This window comes from Tsukamurella ocularis (assembly GCF_965138335.1).
Classification (GTDB): domain Bacteria; phylum Actinomycetota; class Actinomycetes; order Mycobacteriales; family Mycobacteriaceae; genus Tsukamurella; species Tsukamurella ocularis_A.
In genome coordinates, this window is sequence record NZ_CBCSDV010000038.1 from 1 (window position 1) to 22,709 (window position 22,709).

Here is a 22,709-nt window from a genome sequence, read left to right on the forward strand (position 1 = left end):
GTGGGGAAGTCCGAGACGCGGGGGACGCTGCGCGGCGGGGCGTAGAAGGCCACGCCCACGACCCGTTCGGTGCCGTCGTTCGCGTGGTCGATCGCAACCTGCCCGCAGGAGCCCCACTCCAGCATGAGCATCGACAGCCACGCCTCTTTGTCGAACTCCGTGTCGGTCAGCGACTCACCGTCGGGCGCGACCTCCCAGTAGACGCAGCGGCGGATGTGCCGCGGGAGGTCGTCGAAGCCACCCAGGGTGAGCGGGACGATCGTCAGGGCCATGTCCGGTCACTTCTCGGCGAGCAGGGCCACGATGCGCTCGAGGTCGTCGACGGAGCCGACCTCCACGACGATCTTGCCCTTCCGCTTGCCCATCGAGACGGTGACCTTCGTGTCGAGGCGATCGGCGATCCGGTCGGCCACCTCACGCAGGCCGGGATCCGCGGGCTGCCGGCGCGGGGGCGCCGCGGGCACGACGGTGCCGTCGCCACGGTTCGCGAGGGTGACGGCCTCCTCGGTGGCGCGCACCGACAGCCCCTCCGCGACGATCCGGGCCGCCAGCGCGTCCTGCGCCTCGACGCCGGCCTCCAGCGCCAGGAGCGCGCGAGCGTGGCCGGCGGAGAGCACGCCGGCGGCGACGCGGCGCTGCACGGCCACCGGGAGCCGCAGCAGGCGGATCGTGTTGGTGACGACCGGCCGTGAGCGCCCGAGGCGGGCGGCGAGCTCGTCGTGGGTGACGCCGAACTCCTCGAGCAGCTGCGCATAGGCCGCCGCCTCCTCGAGCGGGTTGAGCTGCACGCGGTGGATGTTCTCCAGGAGCGCGTCGCGGAGCATGTCCCCGTCGGCGGTCTCGCGCACGATCGCGGGGATGGCGGTGAGGCCGGCCTCCTGGCTCGCGCGCCAGCGGCGCTCGCCCATAACGAGCTGATACCGCACCTCGCCCTTCGGCTGGGGGAGCGGGCGCACGACGATCGGCTGCATGAGACCGAATTCGCGGATCGAGTGGACGAGCTCGGCGAGCCCCTCCTCGTCGAAGACGGTCCGCGGCTGCTGCGGGTTCGGCTGAATCGCGGCCGGGGTGATCTCCCGGTACACGGCCCCGGACTCCGCGAGGTCCGACGGTGCCGCCTCCTCCGTGCCGACCTTCGACGGTGCCCGCCGCGCGGGCTTGTCGACCGGCCCCTCGCCCGGCGGCCGGGCCGGGCTGCTGGGACGCGCGCCGATGATGACGTCGGCGGCGTCGCTGCCGAGCCGCGGGCCCTCGTCGGGTCCGGTGGGGATGAGTGCGGCGAGCCCGCGGCCGAGGCCGCCCTTCTTCTGCCCGGCCATGACTACACCGCCTGCCCGGCGCCGCGGAAGGCGAGCTCGCGGCCCGCGTCGAGATAGCTCATCGCTCCGCGCGAGCCCGGGTCATAATCGAGGACCGTCGTGCCGTAGCCGGGTGCCTCCGAGACCTTGACGCTGCGCGGGATCGTCGCGCCGAGCACGCGGTCGCCGAAGTGGTTGCGCACCTCCGCCGCCACCTGGTCCGCGAGCTTGGTCCGCGCGTCGTACATCGTGAGGAGCACGGTGGAGACGTGGAGGTCCTTGTTGAGGTGCGACTGCACGAGCTCGATGTTGCGGAGCAGCTGCCCCACGCCCTCGAGCGCGTAGTACTCGCACTGGATGGGGATGAGGACTTCCTTGGCGGCGACGAGCGCATTGACCGTGAGCAGGCCCAGCGACGGCGGGCAGTCGATGAAGATGTAATCGATGTCCTCCGCGGCGGCGCTGCCGAGCGCGTTCTTGAGACGCGTCTCGCGGGCCACCATGCTGACGAGCTCGATCTCGGCGCCGGCGAGGTCGATCGTCGCCGGCACGCAGTAGAGGTTGGGCGAGTGGGGGCTCTGCGCCATCGCCTCCTCCAGCGTCGTCTCCCCGAGGAGGAGCTCGTAGGTCGACGGGACGCCCGAGCGGTGATCGACCCCCAGCGCCGTGCTGGCGTTGCCCTGGGGATCGAGATCGACGACGAGTACCCGGAGCCCCTGCAGCGCGAGCGCGGCCGCGAGGTTCACAGCGGTGGTGGTCTTGCCGACACCGCCCTTCTGATTGGCGATCGTCAGGACGCGGCGCTCCAGAGGCTTGGGCAGAGTGCCCGCCGCTCCGGGGGTCAGGACCTGGCTGGCGCGGCGGGCGGCCGCCGCGATGGGGGTGTCGTCTTCAGTGGTTCCACGTGAAACGTCGAAGCCGGATTCGTGATCAGTCACGCGCTCTCCTCAGCTGTTGCCCCCATCCTAGTTTCTCCCTCGGGGTGCGTCAGCCCGGCCTCCACGACGCGCGCGGATCCGCGCGCCGCTTCGTCGACGCGCGCCGGTTTCCCGTGAAACATCGGGGCTCCTCCGTGACCGCTCCTCCGTTGACGATGCCCTCGGCCGCCTCCCGGACAGAATCCCGAGCCGACGGCCCGGGCCCGATACTCGGTCCGCCGTCGCGTGCGTCGGGGTCCGACGGACCGGTACGTGCGATCGCGTGACGGTGGTGGCGCTGTCCCAGTGGCCCGATCACGTGGCGGTGGTGGCCCTTCGCGGTGACGCGATCACGTCGCGGTGGTGACGCTTCACGGTGGCGCGAAGAGACGCCGGTCCCCGTCGCGCGCGGCGCGCCACCGCGATGTGTTCGGCGGGTCGCGGCCACTGTTCCCTCCGCGCCTGAGTTCGTCGCTGTCCGAGTTCGTCCCCACCTGGTTTCGCCGGGGCTCGGGTTCGTCGCTGCGCGGTTCGTCCGCGCCCGGTTTCGCCGGGGCTCGGGTTCGTCGCTGCGCGGTTCGTCCGCGCCCGGTTTCGCCGGTGCTCGGGTTCGTCCGTGCGCGGTTCGTCCGCGCCCGGTTTCATCCGTGCTCGGTTCGTCGGTGCGCGGGTTCGTCATCGCCGGCATTCATCGCTGCCTCGGTTCATCGGCGCCGTGTGCCTCCCCGCCTTGCTTCCCCGGCGTGTTTCTCCCCGGCGCAATCGTCCGGGCCGCCCCTCGGGTGCGCGCGATGCGCCACTGCAGCGCGGCGGCGGCTGGACGTCGTGCACGGCGGCGGCGCCGTCCTCGTCTCTCGGGTCCGCACCTCCCGGCCGCTGGGTCCGACTCGCGTCGGCCGTCCCCCAGTCTGTGTGGCGACGCCTTCCTCGGGGGGAGGGGCGCCGAGGGCTCGCCGCGGTCCATGCCCGGCCACAACGCCACACGGCCGCGCCCGCCCCGCCGTATCGACCATCGCGGCACGGCGACCGCATCGCAGCCCGCGCGAACGCCGCGCGTGCCGTCCGGTGTTCCACGTGAAACAGCTCGCGCGGACCGGTGCCGGCCGATCACGCGGCGCAGCGCGGACTCCTCCTCGTGCGACAGCGCACGGACACCGATGCGGCTCCCGCCGCACACCGGCACGCGACCACGCGCGCCGCCACCGTGCCCCACACCGGCGCACCGGACGCGGACGCCCCTCACTCGTGATCGCCACGGCCGCCCGGGACGGGCCGTGCACCGACGCGGCGTACATGGCAGAGGCGATGCTTGTCATCCGATCGCGGACCCACTTCTGGCGTGTTGCGCCGGCGCCGCATCGCGCGTCGACGCGGTGCGGTCCTCCCGCCCGCCGCACGGGCGAGTCACGCGACCTACCCCGTGTCCACCCACGGAGGATCGCGCTCTGCGTTCCGCGGCGAACACGGCCATCGCACCCGTCGTCTTCGTGTCGCCCGCCCGTCCCGCGCGTCCGGCGAGGTTCCACGTGAAACGGCGCGACGTCGCTCGGACGCCCGACCCGTTCTCTCCGAACGATGCGGGGGAGTGGGCGTGCCCGGTCTCGCTCGCCGCCGACCCCGGACGGTCGCGTCACTGTTTCACGGGAAACGTCGCGCATCGAGACGTGCCCCGGCTCCTCGACGAGCCGCCGCTCGCTGGCTCCACCGTCGGATCGACTCCGCGCCACCCACGGATCGACACGTCCGGCGCGTGACCTGAGCACCGCTGTGGACGCTGCCGCACGACTGCCCCCGGATGCCCAGGGAGCATGTGCACCTCTGCGACAGGACGGGGCGGCCCACCGCGAACCGCGTCCGCGCGACGCCATCCGTCCGCCCGCGGGCCGCGCGATCGCAGCGATCGGAACGCCGCACCCGAGGGTCAGTGGCATCGCGGCCAGGCACCCCGGCGACGGCGGCCACGGCTGCCATCCTCCGCCCGCGTACGACATCGCCGTCCGTCCGGGAGGACTGCGGGCGCGCTCCTCGACGCGAGCCCGCCAGCGCGCGGTGCACCGTGGCCCGCTGTCTCCACCGCTCCGCGCAGAGCTCGCCACACCCCAGCCCAACCACGGACCGCGGCCTGCCGGCGTCGTTCGATGGCCGGCGGATCTCCGGCGAGGCGCAGCCCGCACAGCACGGCGGGACGTTGGACCCCTCCTACCGACAGCGCAGCCACGCCGCGAACAGTCGTCGCCGGGACCGATGCCGGACCGCACGAGCGGGTTCTCCCGACCAGCGGCTGGCGCCCGCTCGCGCGTCCGTCGGAACTTCACGCTCATCGACTCGCGCCAGGGTTCGCGGGCTCGCCGCGGCGGCGAACGACGCCGTCTGGAACCTTCACGCCGCGCCCCTCTCCTCGGCGCGATGAGGGCGAGCAGACACCGCACCCGGGTCGGGTCCGTGACGCGTCGACCCGCCCACGCGGATCGCTGCGAAGCTCGACCCGTCGGGGGAACGATGCGCGTGTCGACGCCGGGCGTCACGGGCTCACCGAGCGATGCCCAGCGCGCGCCGACCGCAAGGGCGATCGGTGGGCCACCCGACTCGGTCGACAGTCCGATCCACGTCGCGTGGCAGCGACCGCCTCGCTCACCGTCCTCCGGCGGCGGGCTGGTGGCGGCCGCCAGGCGTCACCTCGCCCTGCCGCACGGGCAGTCGCCGCTCCAGCGGATCGAGGGCGGTGGAAGCGAGGGGCGCGCACAGCGCGCCGACGCCGGCAGCGGGTCGCCGCGGTGCCCATCCACACGCTCGGCGGGGGAGGAGGGGGGCGCGTCCGTCGACGAATTTCTCTGACGGACGTACCAATCAGGCGGTTGCCGGGACGTTCACGAGCCCCGTAGATCCAACCATGTGTCACGTGTCGAAACGGCCCGCGGGTATTCGGGTGCGCCAAAACGGCGACCCAAATGTCCGTTTTTGGCCTAGCGCCGGGCCTTCGATCGCTTCTTCTTCACGGGCGCCCGGCGAACCGCGCGCACCACCGTCGTCGCGGGATCGACGATGCCGACGCCACACAGAACGACCTCGGGGTCGCGCAGACCGGCCTTGGTGAGGATCGCGCCGTGCTCCTCGATCTCCTCGGCGGCGCGCGAGCCCTTCAGTGCGAGCAGCCGGCCGCCGTCACGGAGCAGGGGAGCGGACCACGGCGCCAGCTTCGGGAAGCCGGAGACCGCGCGCGAGGTCACGGCGTCGGCCCCGCCGACCTCGTCCACCACGGAGCGCTCCTCGGCACGGCCACGGACCACCCGCACGTTGGGCAGGCGGGGCCCACAGAACTCCTCGAGGAAGACGGCGCGTCGCAACAACGGCTCCACGAGGATCACCTCGACGTCCGGCCGCGCGATCGCGACGGGTACGCCGGGGAGGCCGGCACCGCTACCGATGTCGACGAGCGTCTCGCCCGCCTCGAGGAGCTCACCGAGGACGGCGCAGTTCAGCACATGGCGTTCCCAGAGCCGCGGGACCTCCCGCGGTCCGATCAGCCCACGGACCACGCCGTCGGTCGCCAACACCCGGGCGTACTCCTCAGCCAGCCCGAGTCGGTCGCCGAAGACCTCCCGCGCGATCGGGGGAGTGGGGGGCAGCGCGTCCGCAGCCGCCTCGCCGTCGGCGGGGTTCTCCGCCACCTCGTCGCGCCGTTCCACGTGAAACCTCTCCTGTCACACTCATGCTCATCACTCGCGGGCGGGTCCCCACCCGGAAACGACGATGGGCCCCAGGCGCACGGCCCGGGACCCATCGTTCACCTTCGTCCAGTCTAGGCGTTGGGAAGCACCACGACGCGACGGTTCGGCTCCGCGCCCTCGCTCTCGGAACGCACACCATCGACCTTGGCCACGGCGTCGTGCACGATCTTGCGCTCGAACGGCGTCATCGGCTTGAGCGACTCCTTCTCGCCGGACTCCGCGACGCGCTGCGCGATCTCGGCGCCGAGAGCGGACAGGCGAGTGCGCCGGCTCGCGCGCCAGCCGGCCACGTCGAGCATCAGGCGACTGCGGTCGCCGGTGGACTGCTGCACCGCGAGTCGCGTCAGCTCCTGCAGCGCGTCCAGGACCTCTCCGCGCGGGCCGACCAGCTTGGCCAGGTCCTCGCCGCCGTCGATCGCGACAATGGCGCGACCACCCTCGACGTCGAGGTCGATGTCGCCGTCGAAATCGAGGATGTCGAGCAGCTGCTCGAGGTAGTCGGCGGCGATCTCGCCCTCCTCGACCAGCTCGTCGTCCTCGTCCGCGGGACTCTCGGCCGGGGCCTCGGCCGGAGCCTCGGTCACGGTCTGCTCCTCCTCGACGGTCACGTCGTCAGGCATGGGTACTCCTTGGGAATTCGATCATCAGGGGTTCGTGGGCGTCGCGCTCAGCGCTTGCGCTTCTTGTTCCGGTTGCGCTGCTGCTGATTGCGCTGCTGCTGCCGGGCGTTCGCGGACGGGTGCTGGGGCTTCGGCTTGGCGCCGGGGGTGGGCTTCGACGGTGCCGCCTCCGCCTCGGCGGCCGCGCCGTCGGCATCGTCGGCCACCGTCTCCGCGGCCTTCGTCAGGGACGTCGCCGCGCCGCCCTTCTTGGGCTTCACACCGGGCTTCGGGGCGTTCTCGGCGCGCTTCTCCTGCGCTATCCGCTTCTTCTCCTCGTCCTCCTTGTCGAGGCGGCCGAAGACGATGTGCTGCTGGAAGTACGTCCAGATGTTCTGCGTGACCCAGTAGATCAGGATGGCGACGGGCAGGAAGATGCCGCCCACGAGCACGCCGAGCGGGAAGACCCACAGCATGAGGCGGTTCATGATCGCCGTCTGCGGGTTGTCCAGGGAGGCGACGGGCTGGCGGGCGATCGAGGCGCGCGAGTTGAAGTGGGTGGCGAGCGCCGCCACGATCATCAGCGGCACCGAGAGGGCGATGATCCAGGAGCGCTGGAAGTCGGGCTCGATGAAAGCGTTGTCCGGTCCCACCGGCATGAACGCCTGGAACTGCGCGACGGGCTCCTGGATGTACGAGGAGAGCGGGACGCCGAAGAGGCGGGCGTTGAGGAAGCTCTCCACGTCGGTCGCGGAGAAGAAGTAGTTCGGCGTGTGCCGGGTCGCGTACGCGGACATGTCGGGCGAGCCGAACATCTGCGTGGTGCCGCCGGCCATCCGGTTGAACGAACGGAGCACGTGGAACAGGCCGATGAACACCGGCACCTGCAGCAGCGCGGGGAGGCAACCGAGGAGCGGGTTGAAGCCGTGCTCCTTCTGCAGCTTCTGCATCTCCAGGGCCAGCTTCTGCCGGTCCTTGCCGTACTTCTTCCGCAGGGCCTGCATCTGCGGCTGAAACTCCTGCATCTGCCTGGTCGTCTTGATCTGCCGGACGAAGGGCTTGTACAGGATGGCGCGCAGAGTGAGCACCAGGAAGATCACGGAGAGGGCCCACGTGATCCCGCTGTCGGCACCCAGGCCGGGCACGAAGGAGAAGACCTTGTGCCAGACCCACATGATGCCCGACACCGGGTAGTACACGTAGTCCAAGGACATCGGATTGAAACTTGACACGGGGCGGTGCTCCTTGCCGATCTATTTCGAACAGGTTCGCGGGCGCGGACATTCGCGCATCTGGGGGTGGAAGCCGGTGGCGGCTGGGGCTATTCGGGGACGGGGTCCCAACCGCCGCGGTGCCACGGTCCGCACTTGAGCAGACGAATGGTACTGAGGTACACACCCTTGACCGCTCCGTGCGCCGAAAGCGCCTCCACCGCATACTCGCTGCAGGTGGGCGTGAACCGGCAGGTCGGTGGCCGCATGGGGGAGATCCACGTCCGGTACACCTGCACCAGAGAGATCAATGCCCGCCGGGGCGCCGCCCGCAGCGCGCTCCCTGCGCTCGTCCGCTCCGCCCCGGTCACAGTGCGCCCAGTTTCGTCAGACCCGAACGCAGTTGCGCCGCCAACTCGTTGGCGTCGTCGTCCACCGCGCCGCGCAGTGCGCGGACCACCACGAGAGCGCCGTCGTCCAATTCGCCCGCCACCGATGCCACGGCGGCGCGCAACCGCCGTGCGACCGCGTGCCGAATCACCGCGTTGCCCACGGCTTTCGACACCACCAGGCCGATACGGGGCGCCGGCGTCACCGGGTCGCCCACGGACACGACGAGGCCCGGTCCCCCCTCGAGAGCGGGGACCGGGCTCGTGTTCGTCGATGTCGCCACGTGCACCACGATGGATCGGCGGCCCACACGTCTGCCGCCTTTGACCGCCGCGGCGAAGTCGCGCGACGAGCTCATGCGGTAGCGGGCGGGTAACACGTCAGTGGTCTGCCTTCTCCATCACCTGTGCAGCAGCGCCACCGCGACCGGACGGACCGGCACACGGTGGCGCTGTGCACGAGGGAAAATCAGGCCGTCAGCTTCGCGCGACCCTTGGTCCGACGCGAGGAGACGATGGCGCGCCCGGCACGGGTGCGCATACGGAGACGGAAGCCGTGCACCCGCGCGCGGCGACGGTTGTTCGGCTGGAACGTCCGCTTGCCCTTGGCCACGGTGACACTCCTTGTTCAGTGGACGGCGCTCGTGCGTCGTCTCGATGGATGGAAACTTCTCGGCGGCACATGAAGCTCGACTTGAGGTCGAACCAACCCGACGAATCGGTGTGCGCACAGACCGGTCAAGACTACTTATCCCCACTGACAAGGTCAAACCGACGCCCCCGGGGCAGCGTGACGATCATCACAATCACCGGTCGGCGACACGCCGATGGTCGCCGACATCCCACGACATCCTGCGGGAATGTGCGTTGTGTTGAGGACCGCGCTCCACTCTGTTAACTTTGCCGAATGCGATTGCTGAGCACGGCCGCGGCGCCCCGTGGACCCCGAGCACGGCAGCTTCGGACCGACCGGTTCCGGGCGTGTAGCGGGCTCGGTGCTGCACCGTAATCCGGTGCCACCGGAGCGCTGACCCCGCAGTCCTGCGACCACGTCATTCCCAGCCGAAGACACCGGCTGACAACACCTGTATTCCGAGTCCTCCACACCTGTGGATGAACCTGTGGAGTACAGTTCGTTCGCAGGTCGTGTGGGGTGCGATCATGCACAGCTCGCCGTTGACGTGTGAACGAGTACGCCGGTCGGAAGCCGGAGACCGAAGGCTTTCAAACCCGGTGTGGAGGACCTGATGACCGTTGATCCGCTGATCGAGACGTGGACCGCCGTGGTCGACGAGCTCTGCGGAGACAACACCGATCGCACCCTCACGAAGCAGGAGAAGGCCTGGCTCAAGCTGGTCCAGCCGCTCACGCTGACCGAGGGCTTCGCGCTCGTGGCCGTGCCCTCCCAACTCATGAAGGACGCGATCGAGCGCAGCCTTCGCGAGCCGCTCGTGGCGGCGCTCACCACACGCCTGGGGCAGGACGTGGAGCTCGGCGTGCGCATCTCGCCCGACGCCACACCGCCGGCCGCACCCGCCGCCCCCGTCGGCGCCACGCCGACCGAGGGCCCCTCGGGCCCCAGCACGGCGGATCTGACGGTCCCCGTGAGCGAGATCGCGGCCGGCATGCCCGGAGCACCGTCGCCGTCGGTCCAGCTGCCCCCGCCGATGACCGGCCCGGCCGCCAACGGCACCGCGATGACCGGCTCGTCGGGCTCGAGCCTGAATCAGAAGTACACCTTCGAGACCTTCGTCATCGGCGCCTCGAACCGGTTCGCGCACGCCGCGGCCTTCGCGGTCGCAGAGGCGCCGGCCCGCGCCTACAACCCGCTCTTCATCTGGGGCGAATCCGGGCTCGGCAAGACCCACCTGCTGCACGCCGCGGGCCACTACGCCCGCCGGCTGTTCCCCGGGATGCGCGTGAAGTACGTGTCCACGGAGGAGTTCACCAACGATTTCATCAACTCGCTCAAGGACGACCGCCAGGTCCAGTTCAAGCAGCGCTATCGCGACGTGGACATCCTGCTGGTGGACGACATCCAGTTCCTCGAGGGGAAGCTGGGCATCCAGGAGGAGTTCTTCCATACGTTCAACACGCTGCACAACGCGAACAAGCAGATCGTGGTCTCCTCCGACCGGCCGCCGAAACAGCTGGCGACGCTGGAGGATCGGCTGCGCACGCGGTTCGAGTGGGGCCTGATCACCGACGTGCAGCCGCCCGAGTTGGAGATCCGCATGGCGATCCTGCTCAAGAAGGCGCAGATGGAGCGCATCCATGTGCCGCCGGACGTGCTGGAGCTCATCGCGACCCGCATCGACCGCAACATCCGCGAGCTGGAGGGCGCGCTCATCCGGGTGACGGCCTTCGCCTCGCTCACCCAGACCGACGTGACCTACGAGCTCGCCGAGATGGTGCTACGCGACCTGGTGCCGGACACCACGACCATCGAGATCTCCTCCAGCACCATCCTTTCGGTGGTGGCGGAGTACTTCGAGATCTCGGTCGCCGATCTCAAGGGCACCGAGCGGGCACGGGCGGTGACGCACGCGCGGCAGATCGCCATGTACCTGTGCCGCGAGCTCACGGAGCTCTCGCTGCCGAAGATCGGGCAGATCTTCGACCGCGACCACACGACGGTCATGTACGCCGAGCGGAAGATCCGCAAGGAGATGCCCGAACGGCGCCGGGTCTACGACCAGGTGCAGGAGCTCACGACGCGCGTCAAGCGCCGTAGCCAGTAGCCGCCCGCCCGGCACCCACCGCGGCGGCCGTCAGCGGCCGGCCGAGCAGATGAGCGGCCCGCCGCCGCCCTCGGTGCTGCTCTCCTCGGAGACGACCTTCCCGTTGCGCGTGATCGAGCAACTCACGTCGCCCGTGAAACCGAGCACCGTCACGGTGACCATGAACGAGTCCGAGGTGAACTCCTTGGACCACGGAAGCGATTGCGAACCGAAGAGATTCGTGTCGGGCACGCCCACCGTCACCAGCTGCGCGGAGCCGCTGCCGCTGACCTCCACGCGCCATTGACGGGCGTCCGGGCCCGTGCTCGAGCCCCCGCCGAAGATGGGCGGGATCGAGATGCCCGACGGGACGCCGCTCGGCAGCGTGATGCCACCCGGCCTCGAGCTCGTCGTGGTCGTCGTCGGGGGAGCGGTCGTGGTGGTCTGCGAGGAGGCCGTGTTCTCCGGGGAGCCGCTCGTCGCCACGAGTGCGACGATCACCGCGAGCACGAGAGCGAAGACCACCGCGGCCGCGGCGATCCACAGCAGCTTCCGGTTGCCGCCGGAACCGCCCCCGTCGCCGCCGGAACCGCCCCCGTCGCCGCCGGAACCGCCGCCCGGGCCGCCGGGGCCCGGGGGAGGACCCTGCGGCGGCTGAGCGCCGTACTGGTCGCTGTAGGCGCCCGGCGCGTACCCGAGCTGATAGCCGCCGTCGTACGCCTGCGTGGGCGGGTCGTAGGGACCGGGTCCGACGGGGCCCACGGGGCCCGCGGGCGGCCCGTCCACGGGCGCCGGCGGCACCTGCGCGGCGTCCGGATCGCCCGGACGCTCGTATTCACGCGTCGGTTTCGGCACATTCGGCGTGCCGGGGCCGACGGGGTAGTTCTGTCCGCCCGGATGCTCTCCCGGGCGCTGCGGATCCGGATATCCCATGGTCACACCGTACGCGCCGCGCGTCAGCGAGCGAACTGTGAGTTACTCACCAGTACTGCACACAGCCTGTGGATAAAACCTCGAAATCCCAGGAGTGACCTGGGGAGAGTTCATCCACAGGTTTCCACAGGCGGTGTTCATCACCAATCACATCGATGTAGTTCCACAATCCCTGCGGCGCGTCGTCAACACCCCGACACGCGACCCGCGCTGCATCGACGACGAGTTTCCACATCCTCCACAGGCCTTATGACGATGACATATTTCTTCACTGATTACTTCTTCTGAAAAGAGGCGACGTGAAGGTCCGGCGCGCTCCGCGCCCCCGGACCGGTAGTTCCATCCGGCGTGCACCGGATCGGCTCCGCTCCTATAGCATCGAAGACCTCACGGTCGTGCCCGCCACGCCGTACCCGAACGACCCCCACCGAAAGGCCCCGTCGGCATGAAGTTTCGCGTCCCGCACGAGGAGTTCGCCGAATCCGTCGCGTGGGTGGCGCGCAGCCTGCCGTCCCGCCCTCCGGTGCCGGTTCTCGGCGGCGTCCTGCTCACCGCGGGTGATGACGGGCTGACCGTCTCGGGATTCGACTACGAGGTCTCCGCTCGGGTGCGTGTCGGCGCGGAGGTGGCCGACGAGGGCCAGGCGCTGGTCTCCGGTCGCCTGCTCGCGGACATCACGAAGGCCCTGCCGAACAAGCCGGTCGACGTGCAGCTCGACACCACCCGCGTCGCGATCACCTGCGGCAGCGCGAAGTTCTCGCTGCCCACCATGCCGGTCGAGGACTACCCGCAGCTGCCCGAGCTGCCGCAGCAGACGGGCGCCATCGAGCGCGGGACGTTCGCCGAGGCCATCGCGCAGGTCGCGATCGCCGCGGGCAAGGACGACACGCTGCCGATGCTGACCGGCATCCGCGTGGAGATCGAGGGCGAGCGCGTCGTCCTCGCGGCCACGGACCGGTTCCGGCTCGCGGTTCGCGAGTTCGACTGGCAGCCCGCGTCCGGTGACGTCAAGGCCGCCGTCCTGGTGCCGGCGAAGACCCTGTCCGAGGCGGCGAAGACCTTCGCCGTCGATCCCGAGGTCGGCATCGCGCTGGGCGCGGGCTCCGCCGTCGGGGCCGACGGCCTGCTCGGTGTGGTCGGCGCGGACCGTCGGACCACCACCCGCCTGCTCGACGCCGACTTCCCGAAGTTCCGGCAGCTGCTGCCGGCCGCCCACACCGCCATCGCCACCATGGAGATCGCGCCGCTGCTCGAGGCCATCAAGCGCGTGGCCCTCGTCGCCGATCGCGGCGCGCAGGTCCGGATGGAGTTCTCCGACGGATCGTTGCGGCTCTCGGCGGGCGGCGACGACGCCGGCAAGGCCGAGGAGGAGTTGCCCGCCAACTTCCAGGGCGAGGCACTGACCATCGCGTTCAACCCGGGCTACCTGCTGGACGGCCTCGCGGCCATCCACACCGAGTCGGTGACCTTCGGGTTCACCACGCCGAGTCGGCCTGCGGTCCTTCGACCGGCGGTGGAGAATGGCTACGAGCCGGACGACTCGGGAGCGTTCCCCGCGCCGCAGAGCCCGTACACGTATCTGCTGATGCCGGTGCGCCTGCCCGGCTGATCGAACCGTCGTCTCCGCACGGAAGGGTGCCGCGAACATGCAGTTGGGTCTGATCGGTCTGGGCAAGATGGGCGCGAACATGCGCCAGCGGATCCGCAACGCCGGCCACGAGGTGATCGGATACGATCCGCGCCCCGAGGTCACCGATGTGCCGTCGCTGGAGGCGCTCGCCCAGTCGCTGACCGCGCCCCGCACGGTGTGGGTGATGGTGCCGGCCGGGGACATCACCCGCGAGACGGTGCGCAAGCTCGCCGAGATCCTCGAGCCCGGCGATCTCGTCATCGACGGCGGCAACTCGCGCTACACGGACGATCAGGTCAACGCGGAACTGTTGTCCACCAAGGAGATCGGCTACCTCGACTGCGGCGTCTCCGGTGGCGTCTGGGGCCTGGAGAACGGCTACGGCCTCATGGTCGGCGGATCGAACGCCGACGTCGAGCGGGCGATGCCGATCTTCGACGCCCTGCGCCCCGAGGGCGTGCGCGAGGACGGCTTCGCGCACAGCGGACCCGTCGGCGCCGGCCACTACGCCAAGATGATCCACAACGGCATCGAGTACGGCCTCATGCAGGCCTACGGCGAGGGCTACGACCTCCTCGAGGCGGAGCCGCTCATCGAGAACGTCGCCGGCACCCTGCGGGCCTGGAGCAAGGGCACCGTCGTGCGGTCCTGGCTGCTCGACCTGCTGGTGAAGGCGCTCGAGGAGGACCCGGGCCTGCAGGAGATCACCGGCTACACCGAGGATTCGGGTGAGGGCCGGTGGACCGTCGAGGAGGCGATCCGCCACTCGGTGCCCGCACCGGTGATCGCCGCGGCGCTGTTCGCGCGATTCCAGTCGCGGCAGGACGATTCGGACACCATGAAGGCGGTCTCCGCGCTGCGCAACCAATTCGGCGGCCACGCCGTGCGACGCGCGGATTAGCGGGGCCGACCGCTCCTTTGTACGTTCGCCGGCTCACCCTGCACGACTTCCGGTCCTGGGACGACGTCACCGTCGACCTGGAACCGGGCGTCAGCGTCTTCGTGGGCCGCAACGGCTTCGGGAAGACCAACCTCGTCGAGGCCCTGAACTACCTCGCGACCCTGGGCTCGCACCGGGTGGCCACGGACCAGCCGCTCATCCGCGTCGGCGCGGAGAGCGCGTCCGTCGCGGCGACCGTGCACAACGCGGGCCGCGAGCTGACGGCGGAGATCGACATCGTCGCCGGCCGGGCCAACAAGGCGCGGATCAACACCGCGCCCTGTCGCCGGCCGCGCGAACTGCTCGGCATCCTCCAATCGGTGCTGTTCGCGCCCGAGGACCTGGCTCTGGTCCGCGGTGAGCCGGGCGGCCGCCGCCGCTTCCTCGACGATCTGGCGATCCTCCGCACACCCCGCATCGCCGCCGAGAAGGCCGATTACGAGCGGGTGCTCAAGCAGCGCACCGCCCTGCTCAAGACCGCGTACGCTGCGGCGCGCCGGGGCGGACCCGACGCCGACTCCATGCTCGCGACCCTGGACGTGTGGGACGAGCAGCTCGCTCGGTTCGGCGCGGAGGTGCTCGCGGCCCGGCTCGAGGTGGTCTCCTCCCTCGCGCCGCACCTCACGGTGGCCTACGCCGCACTCGCGCCGCACTCGCGCGCCGCCACGGTCGAGTACACGAGCGCCCTCTTCGAGGGTTTCGACGGTGACCCCGCCGCCGCCTCGGTCGCCGAGCTGGAGCAGCTGATGCGGAGCGGCCTGGCCGCCGCCCGTCAGCGGGAGATCGACCGGGGCGTGTGCCTCGTGGGCCCGCACCGGGACGACCTCGATCTGCGGCTCGGGAACGAGCCGGCCAAGGGCTTCGCCTCGCACGGCGAGTCCTGGTCGTACGCACTGGCGCTGCGGCTGGCCTCGCTCGAGCTCCTGCGCGCTGGGGGCTCCGAGCCGGTGCTGCTGCTCGACGATGTGTTCGCCGAGCTCGACGCCAAGCGCCGGACCGCGCTGGCCGAAGTGGCGGCGGGCACCGAGCAGGTGATCGTCACCGCCGCGGTGCCGGAGGACCTGCCGCCCGCGCTGCGGGCGGCCACGTTCGCCGTCACCGTCGAGGGCCCGGCCGACGCGCGCGTCTCCCGCCTGGCCGAAACGGATTCCGGCCGTCCGGGGCCGTCTCCTGCGGTGTAGGTCACTGCCGCGTACAGTTCCACTGTTCGTCCCCAAATGGGAATGATTATTGATAACGGCGTGTCAGTGGCATCGCCGGAAAGGGTGAGCGATGCGCATTGCGATCGCATGCATGGGATCGCGCGGCGATATCAGCCCGCTCCTGGCGGTGGCCCGGATCTTCGCCGACCGCGGAGACACGGTGAAGATCGGCTGCACGATCGAGTCGCAGGAGTACGTCCGTTCCTACGGGTTCGAACCGCACGTGCTCACGACGCTCAACCTCAAGGAGTTCCTGCAATCGCCGCAGGGGCAGCAGAAGTTCTTCGGTGCCAGCACCACGACGCAGCTGCGGGAGCTGGGCAAACTGGCAGATTCGCACGGCGAGGAGTTCGACGGCCTGTTCGCCGCGTTCTGCCGGGACGTCGACTGCGTCATCAGCACCCGGATCCTCGAGGAGCAGACCGCGGTGATCACGCACCGCGAGGGCACGCCGCTGGTGATGCTCGAGTACTTCCCCGGCGACGTGCACAGCACCGTGCCCAACCCGCTGCTCGAGCCGCGCCTGCAGGACGTCACGGCGCGAATCCCGTTCCTGGTGCCCGTGACCTACCAGCTCTTCAACATCGGTTGGGCGCTGAGCATCTTCACCAAGACGGTGGCGCTGGCCCGGAGCGTCGGCTACCCGCGCCGCTTCCTGAACCCGCGATCGGTGCTCGACGGGCGGGACGTCCTGCGGGTCGAGGCCTTCGGCCGGGCACTGGTGCCGCCGCGTTCGCGCAGCGACACGCGGCATCCGCGCATCGGCTTCATCCGGATCGACACCCGCCCCGCGGAGCGTGCCGAGCGCGATGCGCGCGTCGACGCGTGGCTGTCGCAGGACGAGCGACCCGTGGTCTACGTCGGCTTCGGCAGCATGCCGGTCGTGGACTTCGACACCGTCGTCGACGGCCTGGCCGCGATCCTGGCGCGCGACGGGATCCGCGTGCTCGCGGTGCCCGGTTGGTCCCCCAGCGCGCGCGAGGACATCGACGAGACGCCGGACCTGCTGGTGGTCCCCGACGTCGACCATGACGGCGTCTTCCCCCGCTGCGCCGCGCTGGTGTACCACGGCGGCGCCGGCACGACGGCGATCGCGGCCGCGTCGGGCCGCCCGTCGCTGGTGTGCAGTCAGGCGTTCGATCAGCACTTCTGGGGCCGGCGGATCGAGGCGGCCGGGGCCGGCACCGTCCTGCCGCGCCGCCGGATGACCGCGCAGAGCATCGCGGACGGGGTGCTCGCGCTGATCCGGGATCAGCGGATCGTCGACGGTGCGCGCGCGACCGGCGCCGCCGCCGCCGCGGATCTGGGCGGACGCGAGGAGTTCGTGGCCGCGTTCGACGCCTTCCTCGCCGAGGTCGACGGTGCCCGCGCCGCGGCTGCCGGCCACTGACATGACCTCTTCCGCGCGTCCGGCGTCCGACTCGACCCGATGGATCTCGCTCGGCACCCTGTGCATCGCCGTCCTGATGACCGGCATGGACAACAGCATCGTCACCATCGCCCTCCCCACACTCAGTGAGGAGTTCGGCGGCGGGATGAGCGCGCTGCAGTGGATCGTGGACTCGTACACGCTGGTCTTCGCGGGGCTCCTGCTCGCGACCGGCTACCTCGGTGATCGCCTCGGCCGACGCAGGGTGCTGATCGCCGGGTTGCTGTGCTTCGTCGCGATCTCGGTGCTGGCCACGCGGTCGACGTCGCTGGCGCAGCTGATCACCGCGCGCGCCGCTCTCGGCGCCGCCGCGGCGCTGATCTTCCCCGCGACGCTCGCGATCATCTCGAACCTGTTCCCGGAGAAGGAGGAACGGACCAAGGCCATCGCCGTGTGGTCGGCCGCCGCCGGCGCCTCGATCGCGATCGGGCCCGTGGTGGGAGGCTACCTGGTGGAGCACTTCGCGTGGTCGTCGGTGTTCTGGATCAACGTGCCCATCTCGATCATTGCGATCATCGGCTGCCTCGCGCTGGTCCCCGAATCCTTCGGCGCGGAGCGCCCCTCCTTCGACGTCGTCGGTGTGCTGCTGTCGATCTCGGGGATCACCCTGCTCGTGTGGGGGCTGATCGAGGCCCCGAACTTCGGCTGGGGCAGCCCGCTGATCGTGGGCTCGCTGATCGGTGCGACGGTGCTGCTGGTGGCGTTCATCGGGTACGAACGGCGGCACCACAACCCGGTGCTCGACGTCACCCTGTTCCGGTCCCGGGGCTTCGCGATGGGCTCCTTCGCCATCTGTGCGGGCTTCTTCTGCCTGCTCGGCTTCGTGTTCATCACGATCATGTACTTCCAGGCGGTGCTCGGCTACGGGCCGCTCGAGACCGCGGTGCGGGTGATCCCGTTCGCGCTGGCGGCCGTGGCGGTGACGCCGCTGGCGGCGCTGGCGAACACCGAGCGGCGGATGCGGCTGACCATCGCGCTCGGCCTCGCCATCATGGCGGCCGGTTTCGTCCTCACCTCCCGGCTCACCGAATCCGCGGACTACCTCACCGACATCCTGCCCGCGATGTCGGTGATCGCCGTCGGCCTGGGTCTGCTGCAGGGTCCCGCCACGACCTCGGTGATGACCTCGGTCCCCTCCGAGGAGGCGGGCGCCGGTTCCGCGGTGAACGACACCACCCGCGAGGTGGGCGGCGCCCTGGGCGTCGCGATCCTCGGCTCGGTGGTGGCGCACCTGTACTCGGCCAAGGTCGCCGAGGACGTCGCGCGGCTGCCCCTGGATCCGGGTATCCGAGCCGAGGCGGAGTCCTCGGTGATCGGTGGTATCCGGGCCGTCGGCGCGGCCCCGCTGGAGCTGCAGGCCGCGGTCGGGCACTCGGTGCAGCAGAGCTTCGTCGCGGCGATGCAGTCGGCGAACCTCGTGGCCGCCGGGGTCGGCGTGGTCGCCTGCATCCTGGTCGCGGTGTTCCTGCGCACCCGGCCGCCGGCGCGGCACCGTCCTACGGAGGCGGGCGAGCGGGTGAGCGTGCGGGACATCCTGATCCGGGAGTCCGAGGCGGTGACCGAGCCGATCAGGCTCCAGCCCGGACGGTGAGCGCCGAGGTCAGCGTTCCATCTCCAGCAGCCGAGGGATCTCGAAGACTCCCTCGAGGACGTGATCGTGATCCTCGGCCGACAGCGTGGCGCGGGCGGCCTTGCCGGTGAGCACGCCGCACGCGACCGCCCCCGCGTTGCGGCCCGCGCGCACGTCGACCACGGTGTCGCCGGCGACGAGGACCTCGCGGACGTCCGCGACACCAGTGGCCTCCATGGCGCGGAAGATCATGTAGGGGAAGGGCCGCCCGGCGCCGACGTCGGAGGTGGTGATCACCGCGTCCACGGTGGTGCCGGGGCCGGCGCCGATGGTCCAGCCGAGCGAGGAGAGCAGGGGATACGCCACCTCGTCGTCGAACCCGGTGGTGAGCGCGACCTTCACGCCGTGGGCGCGCAGGGTCTTCAGTGCTTCCTCGACGCCCTCGATCGCGACGGGCGGATGGGCGGCGTACTGCTCCTCGAGGAGCGCGCGGAAGCGTCGGAAACCGTCCGCGACCAGCTCGTCCGTGGGTGTGACCCCACCGAGCTCGAGCAGGTTGGTGATGGCCTGCACCTTGTCGGTGCCCATCCAGGTCTGGAGGTCCTTCGGGGCGACGGTGGCGCCGGCCTCCTCGACCGCGGTCTTGAGGGCGTCGTAGACGGTTCCTCCGTCGTCGATGGTGGTTCCGGCCATGTCGAGTGCGACGAGCGAGATCATTCTTTCGGTTCCCTCCGGGGATCGGTGGCTCTACGGGATAAAGTTGACTATATAAGTGGGAACCAAGCTCCGCAGGCAATGCGATATTCGAGGCGATACGCCGGAGTTTTGCAGGACAACTAGTATTGACAAGTGATGTGACCTGGCTCATAGTCAGTTCCCATGTCGAACCTCAGCGCAGAACACAGCCGCCAGCACATCGTCGTCGTCGGAGCCGGGATCGTCGGCCTGGGTCACGCCTATCACGCACATCGTCGTGGGCACCGGGTCACGGTGATCGACCACGCGGACGGGGTGATCGGCTCCTCGGTGCAGAACTTCGGGCACGCTTGCATCACCGCGCAGTCCGGGCAGGCGCTCGACTACGCCAAGGAGGGCCGCCGGCACTGGCTGGACCTCATCGACGAGGCCGGCTTCTGGGGTCGGGCGAGCGGCACCACCATGGTCGCCCGTGCCGACGACGAGCTGGCCGTCATGGCGGAGTTCGCGGCCTCCCGCCCACAGGGTGAAGTCGCGCTGCTCGGTCGCGAGGAGGTCCTGCGGCGGATCCCCGTCGACGGTGCCGGCGTCCGTGGCGGGCTCCTTCTCCCGAACGACCTGCAGGTGGACCCGCGGGCGGCGGCACCGGCGATCGCGCAGTACCTTCACAGTCGAGGCGTCGAATTCCGATGGCGCACAGCGGCACACAGCTTCGATCCGGGCGTCGTGCACACCAGTCGCGGACCGCTGCGCGCGGACGAGGTGTTCGTGGCCGTGAACTACGACATCGATCGGCTCTTCCCCGAGCTCGCGGAGAGGGGCGGCCTGCTGCGCTGCCGGCTTCATATGATGAAGGCGGTACTGCCCCTGCGTTTCACGCTGCCCACGCCCCTGTTCACGGGATGGTCGCTGCTGCGCTACTCGGGTTTCGAGGGCATGCCGTCCGTGGGAGCGGTCGCCGAACGGCTGCGCGCGGAGTCGCCCGCCGGCATCGCGGTGGACCTGCACCAGATGTACACGCCCCAGCCCGACGGCTCGATCCTCCTCGGCGACACCCACTACCGGGAGATCGGCGCTCCGCCGTTCCAGTCCGAGGAGGGCTTCGAGATCCTCCTCGACGCCACCCGCGAGCTCTTCGGCGTCGCGCGCATCGACGTCCAGGAGCGCTGGCAGGGCGTCTACAGCTCCGCGCCGGGCTCGGAGTTCCTGTTCGCCGAGCCGGTCGACGGGGTGCACGTCGCCACCGTGACCACGGGCATCGGCATGACGACCGGTCTGGGCCTGGCGGAGGAGCGCGTCGCCCGCGTCCTCGGCCCCGTTCCGGTCGCCCCCGCAACCTCACTGGCCCGCTAGGGCCCCGTCACCACCTAAGGACCGACATGATCGAACTCGAGACCACCACGGCGCGGACGAAGAACGCACGGTACGAGCGCTGGAGGTTCCAGATCTTCGGCGTCACGTGGCTGGCCTACGCCGGGTTCTACTTCACGCGGCAGGCCTTCTCCGTCGCGAAACTGGGGATCCTCGAGGACCCGGTCCTCAGCGACACCCTCACCAAGAGCGTGCTGGGCAGTCTGGATGCGGTCTACCTCGCGGCGTACGCCGTCGGCCAGTTCGTCTGGGGCGCCATGTCGGACAGGTTCGGGCCGCGGAGGGTGGTGCTGGGCGGTCTACTGATGTCGGCGATCGCCACCGTGTTCATCGGTCTCCTGCCGGCGCTGATCTTCCTCGTGCCGCTCATGATCGTCCAGGGCCTGTCGCAGTCGACCGGGTGGTCCGGACTGCTCAAGAACATGGCGCAGTTCTTCTCCATCGGCGAACGCGGCCGGATCTTCGGGCTGTGGAGCACCAATTACGCGTTCGGCGGTCTCGTCGCGGCCCCGTTCCTGGGCTGGGTGGCCTACGACCTGTTCGGCAGCTGGCGGGTGGCGTTCTTCACCGGCGCGGTCGTCGTGGGCGGCGTCGCGGTGCTGTTCTTCCTCCTGCAGCGCAACACTCCGGAGGACGTCGGCCTGCCGCCCATCGAGGTGTACCACTCGGCCGAGGTCGCGGAGCTCATCGACGAGGACGCCGTCGTCGAGGCGGAGGAGGCGGCGGAGGAGCCGCGCCCGTCCTTCGGTGAGACGGTGCGCTTCGTGGTGGGCAACAAGATGGTTCTGATCCTGGGGTCGTGCTACTTCCTGCTCAAGCCGGCGCGCTACGCGATCCTGCTGTGGGGCCCCGTGATCGTCTCCGAACGGCTGCACGACGCATCGGCCTTCACCGCTATCACTGTTCCGGTCGCGTTCGGCGTCGCCGGGGTGATCGCCCCGATCCTCATCGGTCAGGTCTCCGACCGGGTGTTCCACGCCCGCCGGGTTCCCGCCTGCGTCATCAGCCTCGGAGTGCTCGTCGTGGCGTTGGCGTCCTTCGCCCCGCTCACGGCGACGGGCAACCTGTGGATCATGACCGCGATCCTCGCGGTGATCGGCTTGTCCATCTACGGTGCCGACGCGATGATCTCCTGCGTCGCTGCCGTCGACTTCGGCACCAGCAAGCATGCGGGCACCGTGACCGGTGCGATCAACGGCTGCGGATCGATCGGTGCGATCCTGGGTGGACTGCTGCCCGGCCTGCTCTCCGCCGGAATGCTGTTCACGGGCTTCTCCGTCGCCGCGGCCATCGCGATGCTGCTCCTGATCCCCATGTGGGGCCGGATGCCGTCGGCCGACTAACGGCGGGTGCTGTTGACGATGCTGAACGTCACGCGATCGGGACGGTAGCGATCGTCGGCGAACTCGAACGGCCGGCCCTCCTCATTGGTGGACACCCGGCGCTCCCGCAGCAGGGCGGCGCCGGGCTCCACCGCGAGGTGCTCGGCGTCGGTGGCGTCGGCGTTCAGCGCGTCGAGCTGGTGGCGCAGCGATTCGAAGACGACGCCCTGCGCGGTGAGATGTTCGGTGAGCGAACCGGAATCGGTGTCGAAATCGAGGAGCAGCCGACCAACATCGAGCACGAAGGTGCTGCGCTCGAGCATGGCCGGTGCATCGTCGAGCATCCGGAGCCGCAGGATGAAGACGACGAAGTCCTCGGTCGTGAGGCCGAGCGTCTCGGCCTCCGCGACGGTCGCGCGACGGCGGCTGATCTCCAGGGTGCGGCTCGACGGTGCCTGTCCGCCCAGTTGGGCCCACTGCGAGAACGGCGTGAAGACGTCCAGAGTCTGGCTGGGCGCATCGCTCGTGACCACGGCGGGCCGCCCCCGCGTGATGTGGATCAGGCCCTCGCGGTTGAGCGTCGAGAGCGCCTGTCGCACGGGGCCCCTGGAGACTCCGAACTTCTCGCACAGGGCGGCTTCCGAGGGCAGGGAGTCCCCGATCCGGTACCGGTGTCCCAGGATGTCGTCGCGCAGGGCCGCGGCGACCACCGTGTACATCGGCTCCACCTGTGTGCCCCTCCCACCGAACGAAC

Annotated in this window: 19 protein-coding genes and 1 pseudogene; 8 read left to right on the forward strand and 12 right to left on the reverse strand. The window is 70.2% G+C overall.

The window, feature by feature from the left end:
• The 9 genes and pseudogenes from ACNAYW_RS22325 to rpmH form a co-directional block, all read right to left on the reverse strand.
• Positions 1–272, reverse strand: a pseudogene (locus ACNAYW_RS22325) (acetyltransferase); the annotation flags it as partial.
• A 6-nt stretch (positions 273–278) separates the two neighbouring features.
• Positions 279–1,319, reverse strand: a complete 1,041-nt coding sequence (locus ACNAYW_RS22330) for a ParB/RepB/Spo0J family partition protein (RefSeq protein ID WP_415851822.1) — start codon at positions 1,317–1,319, stop codon at positions 279–281.
• Between the two features lie 2 nt (positions 1,320–1,321).
• Positions 1,322–2,236, reverse strand: a complete 915-nt coding sequence (locus ACNAYW_RS22335; RefSeq protein WP_415851823.1) for a ParA family protein — start codon at positions 2,234–2,236, stop codon at positions 1,322–1,324.
• A gap of 2,942 nt (positions 2,237–5,178) precedes the next feature.
• Positions 5,179–5,841, reverse strand: coding sequence for a 16S rRNA (guanine(527)-N(7))-methyltransferase RsmG (gene rsmG / locus ACNAYW_RS22340; protein WP_415851845.1), 663 nt, complete (start codon positions 5,839–5,841; stop codon positions 5,179–5,181).
• Positions 5,842–6,014: 173 nt separating this feature from the next.
• Entirely contained in the window at positions 6,015–6,563 is a 549-nt protein-coding gene (locus ACNAYW_RS22345) for a Jag family protein (RefSeq protein ID WP_415851824.1), read from the reverse strand.
• Between the two features lie 47 nt (positions 6,564–6,610).
• Positions 6,611–7,756: a membrane protein insertase YidC gene (gene yidC, locus ACNAYW_RS22350; protein WP_415851825.1), complete on the reverse strand. Its 1,146-nt coding sequence runs from the start codon at positions 7,754–7,756 to the stop codon at positions 6,611–6,613.
• Positions 7,757–7,863: 107 nt separating this feature from the next.
• Positions 7,864–8,124, reverse strand: coding sequence for a membrane protein insertion efficiency factor YidD (yidD, locus tag ACNAYW_RS22355; RefSeq protein ID WP_415851826.1), 261 nt, complete (start codon positions 8,122–8,124; stop codon positions 7,864–7,866).
• Positions 8,121–8,522 carry a ribonuclease P protein component gene (gene rnpA / locus ACNAYW_RS22360; RefSeq protein ID WP_415851827.1) on the reverse strand — a complete coding sequence of 134 codons (402 nt, stop codon included), beginning with the start codon at positions 8,520–8,522 and terminating at the stop codon, positions 8,121–8,123. Before rnpA ends, yidD begins: the two co-directional genes overlap by 4 nt.
• An 89-nt stretch (positions 8,523–8,611) precedes the next feature.
• On the reverse strand, positions 8,612–8,755 hold the full coding sequence (rpmH, locus tag ACNAYW_RS22365; protein ID WP_081585940.1) for a 50S ribosomal protein L34: 144 nt from the start codon (positions 8,753–8,755) through the stop codon (positions 8,612–8,614).
• Between the two features lie 634 nt (positions 8,756–9,389).
• Here rpmH and dnaA point away from each other — a divergent pair.
• Positions 9,390–10,883: a chromosomal replication initiator protein DnaA gene (gene dnaA / locus ACNAYW_RS22370; RefSeq protein ID WP_415851828.1), complete on the forward strand. Its 1,494-nt coding sequence runs from the start codon at positions 9,390–9,392 to the stop codon at positions 10,881–10,883.
• A 30-nt stretch (positions 10,884–10,913) separates the two neighbouring features.
• Here the strand turns inward: dnaA and ACNAYW_RS22375 are convergent, their stop codons facing one another.
• Positions 10,914–11,795 carry a hypothetical protein gene (locus ACNAYW_RS22375; protein WP_415851829.1) on the reverse strand — a complete coding sequence of 294 codons (882 nt, stop codon included), beginning with the start codon at positions 11,793–11,795 and terminating at the stop codon, positions 10,914–10,916.
• Positions 11,796–12,240: 445 nt separating this feature from the next.
• Between ACNAYW_RS22375 and dnaN the strand changes: the two genes are divergently transcribed.
• The 5 genes from dnaN (at position 12,241) to ACNAYW_RS22400 (ending at position 18,587) form a co-directional block, all read left to right on the forward strand.
• On the forward strand, positions 12,241–13,404 hold the full coding sequence (dnaN, locus tag ACNAYW_RS22380; RefSeq protein WP_415851830.1) for a DNA polymerase III subunit beta: 1,164 nt from the start codon (positions 12,241–12,243) through the stop codon (positions 13,402–13,404).
• Positions 13,405–13,441: 37 nt separating this feature from the next.
• A complete protein-coding gene (gene gnd / locus ACNAYW_RS22385) occupies positions 13,442–14,326 on the forward strand; it encodes a phosphogluconate dehydrogenase (NAD(+)-dependent, decarboxylating) (protein WP_415851831.1) in 885 nt (294 codons plus the stop codon).
• Between the two features lie 17 nt (positions 14,327–14,343).
• Positions 14,344–15,546 (forward strand): DNA replication/repair protein RecF, encoded by a 1,203-nt coding sequence (recF, locus tag ACNAYW_RS22390; protein WP_415851832.1) that lies wholly within the window; start codon positions 14,344–14,346, stop codon positions 15,544–15,546.
• Between the two features lie 112 nt (positions 15,547–15,658).
• Positions 15,659–16,957, forward strand: coding sequence for a glycosyltransferase (locus tag ACNAYW_RS22395; RefSeq protein WP_415851833.1), 1,299 nt, complete (start codon positions 15,659–15,661; stop codon positions 16,955–16,957).
• A 1-nt stretch (position 16,958) separates the two neighbouring features.
• Complete coding sequence (locus ACNAYW_RS22400; protein ID WP_415851834.1) at positions 16,959–18,587, forward strand: MFS transporter; 1,629 nt, start codon at positions 16,959–16,961, stop codon at positions 18,585–18,587.
• Between the two features lie 9 nt (positions 18,588–18,596).
• Here ACNAYW_RS22400 and ACNAYW_RS22405 read toward each other — a convergent pair whose 3' ends face one another.
• Complete coding sequence (locus ACNAYW_RS22405; protein WP_415851835.1) at positions 18,597–19,283, reverse strand: phosphonatase-like hydrolase; 687 nt, start codon at positions 19,281–19,283, stop codon at positions 18,597–18,599.
• Between the two features lie 162 nt (positions 19,284–19,445).
• On the opposite strand from ACNAYW_RS22405, the gene ACNAYW_RS22410 reads away from it, so the two are divergent.
• Together ACNAYW_RS22410 and ACNAYW_RS22415 are read left to right on the forward strand one after the other, a co-directional pair.
• Positions 19,446–20,615 (forward strand): TIGR03364 family FAD-dependent oxidoreductase, encoded by a 1,170-nt coding sequence (locus tag ACNAYW_RS22410; protein WP_415851836.1) that lies wholly within the window; start codon positions 19,446–19,448, stop codon positions 20,613–20,615.
• A gap of 26 nt (positions 20,616–20,641) precedes the next feature.
• Positions 20,642–21,976: an MFS transporter gene (locus tag ACNAYW_RS22415; protein WP_415851837.1), complete on the forward strand. Its 1,335-nt coding sequence runs from the start codon at positions 20,642–20,644 to the stop codon at positions 21,974–21,976.
• Here the strand turns inward: ACNAYW_RS22415 and ACNAYW_RS22420 are convergent.
• The gene (locus ACNAYW_RS22420; protein WP_415851846.1) at positions 21,973–22,674 is read right to left on the reverse strand and encodes a GntR family transcriptional regulator; all 702 of its coding nucleotides are present in this window, start codon (positions 22,672–22,674) and stop codon (positions 21,973–21,975) included. The two genes, ACNAYW_RS22415 and ACNAYW_RS22420, sit on opposite strands and share 4 nt — an antisense overlap.
• Positions 22,675–22,709: the final 35 nt, after the last annotated feature.